This is a genomic window from Kitasatospora sp. NPDC059571 (assembly GCF_042735675.1).
Classification (GTDB): domain Bacteria; phylum Actinomycetota; class Actinomycetes; order Streptomycetales; family Streptomycetaceae; genus Kitasatospora.
Window position 1 is genome coordinate 1 of the sequence record NZ_JBHWBW010000291.1, and the last position, 7,236, is coordinate 7,236.

General features: G+C 76.4%; 6 protein-coding genes and 1 pseudogene. 5 read left to right on the top strand and 2 right to left on the bottom strand.

What is annotated here, in order from left to right:
* Positions 1–495, bottom strand: a pseudogene (locus tag ACFV0G_RS26410) (hypothetical protein); the annotation flags it as partial.
* 387 nt (positions 496–882) lie between these two features.
* On the opposite strand from ACFV0G_RS26410, the gene ACFV0G_RS26415 reads away from it, so the two are divergent.
* The 5 genes from ACFV0G_RS26415 (at position 883) to ACFV0G_RS26435 (ending at position 5,948) form a co-directional block, all read left to right on the top strand.
* A complete protein-coding gene (locus ACFV0G_RS26415) occupies positions 883–1,608 on the top strand; it encodes a transcriptional regulator (RefSeq protein ID WP_380552864.1) in 726 nt (241 codons plus the stop codon).
* Between the two features lie 45 nt (positions 1,609–1,653).
* Complete coding sequence (locus ACFV0G_RS26420) at positions 1,654–2,307, top strand: DUF6629 family protein (protein WP_380552867.1); 654 nt, start codon at positions 1,654–1,656, stop codon at positions 2,305–2,307.
* A gap of 168 nt (positions 2,308–2,475) precedes the next feature.
* Complete coding sequence (hemC, locus tag ACFV0G_RS26425) at positions 2,476–3,405, top strand: hydroxymethylbilane synthase (protein WP_380552870.1); 930 nt, start codon at positions 2,476–2,478, stop codon at positions 3,403–3,405.
* 77 nt (positions 3,406–3,482) lie between these two features.
* Complete coding sequence (locus tag ACFV0G_RS26430) at positions 3,483–4,715, top strand: saccharopine dehydrogenase family protein (protein ID WP_380552873.1); 1,233 nt, start codon at positions 3,483–3,485, stop codon at positions 4,713–4,715.
* Positions 4,716–5,039: 324 nt separating this feature from the next.
* A complete protein-coding gene (locus tag ACFV0G_RS26435) occupies positions 5,040–5,948 on the top strand; it encodes an ABC transporter substrate-binding protein (protein WP_380552876.1) in 909 nt (302 codons plus the stop codon).
* Between the two features lie 192 nt (positions 5,949–6,140).
* Here ACFV0G_RS26435 and ACFV0G_RS26440 read toward each other — a convergent pair whose 3' ends face one another.
* A complete protein-coding gene (locus tag ACFV0G_RS26440; protein WP_380552879.1) occupies positions 6,141–7,091 on the bottom strand; it encodes a tellurite resistance/C4-dicarboxylate transporter family protein in 951 nt (316 codons plus the stop codon).
* Positions 7,092–7,236: the final 145 nt, after the last annotated feature.

Here is a 7,236-nt window from a genome sequence, read left to right on the forward strand (position 1 = left end):
TCCGTGTCGGGGTGTGCGGAAGCGGGGGCCGCGGGCGCCCCCCCGCGGGGGTTTGGGGGCGCGGGGCCGCGCCCCCCCGCCCCGCGGGGTCACGGGGGCGGCCCCCCCCGGGGCGGGGCCCGGGCGGCCGGCCGGGTGGGTGCGACCCGCCCGCCCGTCGACCAGGAGGTGGAGCGCCCCGGAACGGTCGGGCGGCCCGGCGCTGCGGGCCGTCAGCAACCCGGGGAGGCAGCCGGCCGAGGTCAGGTCGTAGGTCGTCAGCACGCCGCCGCGGACGGTGAGGACGCGGCCGTAGCCGTCGGCCTGCCAGGTGCCGTCCCAGTGCACGGCAGGTGCGGGGCCGGCCCGGTCGTCCGGGGCTGCGCGCCGCGGCGTCGTTGCCGCGGCTGCGGGTGCGGCGGCCGCCGTGGCCCCCGCGAGGCCGAGCACCGTGAGTGCCGCGGTCAGCCGGACCACCGCCCTGCGCGCCGCCCACCGGTCTGCTGTCATCGCCATCGCGCTCTCCCCGTCCAGAGGTGTCCGCCGGGCGTCCCGGGACCGGCAGTTCTGATCGACCATGCTGGTCGCCGCACGGCGGGCGGACGATACGGCAGGCACCCGTCTTTGAACGGTGGTCAGCCCCAGGTCGCCGGTGGTGCCAACTGCACCGGCCACCTGTACCGCCGAACGAGTGAAGGACCGGGTGTGCGGCCGATGGGGCCGCCCGGCGAACGGCTCACCGGGGCACGATGGGCACAGCGGTCGGAGGCGTCCGGGCCGACGGCGAACGGCCCCCGGCGAACGGCCGACGGTGAACGGCCAACGACCAGGGGCCCACGGCCCACGGCCCACGGCGGGCAGGAACCCACCACCGGGAGCCGGACGGAGCGAGGAGGACGGCGGATGGGTCGGGACCCGTACCGGCTGGTGGCGGAGGTGACCCGCGAACTCGCGCCCGGTGCGGACGCGAACCGGCTGGTCCCGGCCGTGGCGGCCGGGACCGCGCCGATCGGGGTCCTCGCGGAGCTGGCGGCCCAGGAGTACCGCATCGTCACCAGCGATCGGCGGAGCCTGCTGGTGCTCGCGGCGCGGTGCGCGGACTCCCCCGCGGGTGCGTTCTTCGCGGAGTCGGCGGCGGGCGAGAGCCGCGCGCTGGAGCTGCTCGGCGGGTTCGGGGAGCGCTGCGGGCTGCCCCGCCGTGAGCTGGTGGAGCGGGAGCCGCTGCCGGGGTGCCAGGCGTACCCGGCCTATCTGGCGTGGCTGGCGCTGAACGGCGACCCGGCCGGGGTGATCGTCGCGCTCGCCGCCAACTTCGCTGCCTGGGGCGGCTACTGCGCCACGATCGCGAGCGGGCTGCGCCGGCACTACGGATTCGACGACCGGGCCTGTGCGTTCTTCGACCACTTCGCCACGCCGCCCGCTGGCGACGGGCAGCCGCCGGGCGGCCAGGTCGAGGGCGGCGGAGCGGAGGATCCCGTCGCCGCCGCCCTTGCGACGCTCGACCTCGCGGCGGCGGGGACGGCCGGACGGGAGTACGGACGGCTCTTGCAGGCCTACGAGTTGATGTTCTGGAGCACGCTGGCCGACCTCCCGGCCGGCGGCCGGGACGGCCGGGATTCGGACCACTAGGAGGACGGGGTGCCGGCCGCGGCCGGTGGGCGGAGGTGGTGGCCGGTGTGCTGGAGCGCCGGGGCGGACGCGGTGGCCGGTGTGCTGGTCGGCGGGGTCGGCGTGGCCTGCCTGCTGCGGGTGAAGGACCCACGGCGGCTGCCGCTCGCCGCGCTCCCGCTGGTGCTGGGTGTGCACCAGCTGCTGGAGGCCCTGGTCTGGCTCGGCGCCGACGGGCGGATCGGTCCGGGAGCCGCGCAGGCGGCGCGCACGGCCTGGGCGCTGGTCGCTCTGGTGCTGCTGCCCGTCCTGGTGCCGTTCGGGGTCCGGTGCGCGGCGGGTCCCGGGGCGCCCCGGCGGACGGCGGCCCTGGCGGTGGTGGGGTGTGCAGTGGCCGTTCCACTGGCGGTGGCGGTGCTGCGCGATCCGGTGACGGTGCAGGTCAGGGGGCACACGCTGGCGTATGCGGTGGGTGTGCCGTGGGCTCCGGTGTGGGCCGTCGGCTATCTGGCGGCCACCGTCGGCGCGCTGCTGGTGAGCGGCGACCGGGTGCTGCGGCTGCTCGGGGCGGTGACCGGCATCGGGGCCGTGGTGTGCGCGGTGGTGTGGCGGCTGGCGTTCGCCTCGACCTGGTGCGCACTGGCGGCGGTGGCGGCGCTGGTCCTGTTCGCGTGGTCGGGGTCCCCGTCCGGAGCCGGGGCGCCGCGCCGTGCACAGTGACGGCCGTGACGACCGGACCATGCGCAGCGGCGACTGAAGGCACGACCGGACCGTGCGCAGCAACGACCGAACGCACGACCGGACCGCCTTGCCGACGGCCGTACCACATCACCACGCCGCGGAGGTGCGGCTTTCTCCTCCCGGAGTCTGACGCCCTATCATCTGCGCATGGCCGATCCGATCCGCATCGTGACCCGTTCCTCCCCGATGGCGCTGGCCCAGGTCGAGCGGGTCCGCGCCGATCTGGCCGCCCTCCATCCGGGCCTGCGCACCGAGGTGCTGCCGGTGACCACCTCGGGCGACCGCTGGCTCGGGGACCTGGCCGCGCTGGGCGGCAAGGGCGCGTTCACCAAGGAGGTGGACGCGGCGCTGGTCGCCGGGGAGGCCGACCTCGCGGTGCACTGCCTCAAGGACGTCCCGGCGGACCGGCCGCTGCCCGCGGGCACGGTGTTCGCCGCCTACCTGGAGCGCGACGACATCCGGGACGCGCTGGTGCATCCGGGTGGTCTGACGCTCGACGAGCTGCCGCCGGGCACCCGGATCGGGACGTCGTCGGTGCGCCGGGTGGCGCAGCTGGCGGCCTCGCACCCGCACCTGGTCTGCGTGCCGATCCGCGGGAACGCCAACAGCCGGCTGGCGAAGCTGGACGCGGGCGAGGCGGACGCGCTGCTGCTGGCCGTGTCCGGTCTGGAGCGGATCGGCCTGGCGGGGCGGATCAGCCAGGTGCTGGACGTCGCGGCGATGTGCCCGCCGATCGGCGCCGGCATCCTGGCCCTGCAGTGCCGCGAGGACGACAATGCCACCATCGACGCGGTGGCCGGCCTCGGGCACCGGGACACCTGGCGGGAGGCGGCCGCCGAGCGGATGTTCCTGCACGTGCTGCAGGGCCACTGCAACGCGCCGATCGCCGGGTACGCCCGGGCCGAGTCGGACGGGCGGCTGTCGATGCGCGGGCGGGTGTTCTCGCCGGACGGCAAGCGCGTGCTGGACGCCCACGAGTGGGCCGGCGCGCTGAGCCCGGAGGACCTGGGCACCTCGACCGCCCTGGCGCTCAAGCGGCAGGGGGCGCAGGAGCTCATCGAGGCGATCGCGCACTGACCCGGCGACCGTTGACACCGGTTCATCCGGCTGCCTAGCGTGGGCCCGTCGTCGATTACCCGCGAGTAGGGATCACCATGGCCGTGTCGCGCCCGTACGACCTCGTGCTGTTCGGGGCAACCGGCTTCACCGGCGGCCTCACCGCCGAGTACCTGGCGCGCGCGGTGCCCGACGGCTGCCGGTGGGCGCTGGCGGGCCGGGACGCCGACCGGCTGGCGGCCGTCCGCACCCGGCTGGCCGCCCTGCGGCCCGACTGCGCCGACCTGCCGCTGCTCGTGGCGGACGCGGCCGATCCGGTGGCGCTGCGCGAGGTGGCCGGCTCGGCCCGGGTGGTGATCTCGACGGTGGGGCCGTACCTGCGATACGGCGAGCCGCTGGTGGCGGCGTGCGCCGAGGCCGGCACCGACTACGTGGACCTCACCGGCGAGCCGGAGTTCGTCGACCGGATGTACCTGCGGCACCACGCCCGGGCCGTCGCGTCCGGGGCGCGGCTGGTGCACTCCTGCGGCTTCGACTCGGTGCCGCACGACCTCGGGGTGCTGTTCACGGTGGACGAGCTGCTGCGGCGCACCGGCCGCCCGGCCGGGCGGCTGTCCGTGCAGGGCTTCGTGCGGGCCGGCGGCACCATCTCCGGCGGCACCTTCGCCTCGGCGCTGACCGCGATGTCCCGGCCGCGGGCGACGGCCCTGGCCGCCCGGGAGCGGCGGGCGGCCGACCCGCGGCCCGCCGGCCGGCGGATCCGGGCGATCGGCGGCCTTCCGGGCCGGTCCCGCCCCGCGCACGCCTGGACGGTGCCGCTGCCGACCATCGATCCACAGGTCGTGGTCCGCTCGGCCGCGGCACTGGACCGCTACGGGCCGGACTTCGGCTACCGGCACGCGGCCGCCGTCAAGCGGCTGCCGGTCGCGCTCGCGGGCATGGCGGCGGTGGCGCTCCTGGCCGTCGCCGCGCAGTTCCCGGCCGCCCGGCGGGCGCTCTCGGCGCTGCGCCGGCCCGGACAGGGGCCGAGCGCGGAGCAGCGGGCCCGCTCGTGGTTCACCGTCAGGTTCGTCGCGGAGAACGCGGACGGCCGGGTCTGCACCGAGGTGTCGGGCGGCGATCCGGGCTACACCGAGACGGCGGTGATGCTCGCCGAGTCGGCGCTCTGCCTGGCCTACGACGACCTGCCCGCGACCGCCGGCCAGCTGACCACGGCCGCCGCGATGGGGCCCGCGCTGATCGACCGGCTGACCGCGGCGGGCCTGCGCTTCACCGTGCTGGACCGGCCGCCCGCGGCCGCGCCGGGGGCCGACCGGGCGACCCGGGGGTAGCCGCACCCGCCCGGGGGCGAACGGCCCGCGGGTAGCCCAACCCGCCCCGGGCGGACGGGCACCGGAGGCGTCGGCACGGCCCGCGGAGGCCGACGGGCGCTACCTGCGGGTAGGGGACCCGGGCTGTGCCGCGGGTCCGGTGGGTGGCAGGATGAGCGGTCCGCCCCCGGTGGCGTACCTCGGTCGACCAGGCCGCCCGCACATCCTGCGGCGGCCTCCGGTGACGGGACCAGGTCCGCGTCGCGTAACCCTGCGGCCTCGGCGGCGTGAGTGCCATCTGCGTGCCCTCACCACTCTTCCCTCCCTCAGGAAGCCCCTTTCACCATGCACGACACCCTCATGCCCGCACGCGCGCTGGCGGCCGTCAGCGTGGGCGGTCTGCTGCTCTCCGGCTGCGCGAGTTCCCTCACTCCGGCCGCGGACGGCGCCGCCGGACTGCGCGACCGTGTCCCCCCGGCCGTCCGCAAGGCCGGTGTACTGCGGATCGGCTCGTACCTCAACTACCCTCCGGTCGACTTCCGGGGCTCGGACGGCGCGCCCGCCGGCCTGGACCCGGACCTCGCGAACGCGGTCGGCAAACTGCTCGGCCTGAAGATCGAGTTCGTGGACCTGCCCTTCGAGAAACTGATCCCGGCCGTTCAGGCCCACGAGATCGACATCGCGATGTCCGCGGTGATCGACACCGTGCCCCGGCAGAGCGGGATCGACGACAACGGCCGCCAGGCCAACCCCGGGGTGGACTTCATCGACTACTTCATCACCAGCAGTTCCCTGCTGGTGAAGGCCGGGAACCCGGCCGGCGTCACCACCCTGGACAGCCTGTGCGGGCATGCCGTGGCCGTGCAGACCGGCACGGTGCAGGCGGAGATCGCGACCCGGCAGGTCGGCGCCTGCAGCCGGTCCGGGCAGAAGCTCGACGTGCACCTGCTCGGCACCGACAGGCAGGCGCTGGACGAGGTCGCGCACGGCAGCGCGGTCGCCGACCTGAACGACTACCCGGTGGCGCAGTACAACACCTCCGCCGAGCAGGGCGGCGGGTTTCAGCTGACCGGCGGCAGCCTGCAGTCCAGCCCGTACGCGATCACGCTGAACAAGCAGGACACCGAGCTGCGCACGGCGCTGGCGAAGGCCGTCGACCAGCTGATCCGCAACGGCGAGTACGACAAGATCCTCGACAAGTGGGGGCTGCGCACCGGCGCCGTCTCCAGTGCGGTGGTCAACGGCGGGCGCTGACACCGCACCGGTCCGGGGGGGGGGTCTCCCCCCCCCCGCGGGGGGGGACACCGGGGGGGGCCCCCACCCCCCGGGGGCGCGGGGGGGGGGGACCCGGCGGGCCCCCCCCCCCCCCCGGCCCCCCCCCCCGCCCCCCGCCCCCGCGCCCCCCCCCCCCCCCGGGCCGGACCCCACACCGGATATGACGCACCATCAGGGATGCTCCTGTCGAACCCCGGTGGCCAGTAGAGCGCCGGCCGTGAGCAGCCAGGCCGCCACCGCCACCCACAGCAGCACCTCGCCGACGGTGTGCAGCCGGGCGACGTGGGCGGCCGACGCGGTGGAGAGCACGGCGACCGCGGTCATCCCCAGCGGGAAGACCGTCGACCAGCGCCGGACGTCGTACCGTGGCCTGGGCCGCAGCAGTTCCGCCGCGAGCAGCACCGCGTAGGCGCCGAGGTCGAGCGTGAGGAGGACCAGGGTGGCGTCGCGCAGCACGGTGTGCACGGTGGACGACCACAGCGTCGAGGCGACCAGTCTGGAGCCGGCCAGGGCGGAGATCGCCAGCGCCCCGGCGGCGATCCACTGGTCGCCCGCGCCCAGCCACACCTGGCGGGGGTCGAACCGGGCGAGCGCCTCCAGGTAGAGCAGCAGACCGAGGCAGAACAGCACGAGCGCGGCCCGGCCGAGCCAGTCGCCGCGGCCGGCGAGCACCAGCGTGCCGGCGAGCACGGCGAGCCCCTGGGTGGCGACGCAGACCAGGAACGCCGGTCCCGGCATCGGCCGGTGCCAGTGCCGCATCACCGTGTACAGCAGCACCGGCCAGGCCACCGCGGCCAGTGCCAGCAGGACGGCGGCGACGTGCTGCCGGCCGAACAGCGAGAGCCGGGTGCCGAGGACGCAGGTGGCGGCGACCGCGGTGAGCGACGCCGGGGTGCGGGAGAGCGCCGTCCAGCCGCTGCGGTCGCGGACCAGCCGGACGGCGAAGTCGGCCGCCAGCAGCAGCCAGACGGCGGCTGTCAGGACGAGTGCGGCCAGCGAGAGGGCGTGGTGGCCGAGCAGCTCCAGGCCGACCGAGATGATGCCGGTGGCCATCACGACGGCGCCCGCCGCCGGCGGCAGTCCGGCCCACCAGCGGCTCGACAACGGGTTCATGATCCCCATCGTGGCAGAGCCGACCGGCCGCGGACGGCGGCGCGCCCGCCCGCTGGGGCGGTGGGGCGAGCCTGCGGCGCGCCTGCCGGGCGATGGCCCCCCCCCGCCCGTTGTTGTGGGTTAAAAGCGGTCCAGCGGGCGGGGGCGGGCGAGG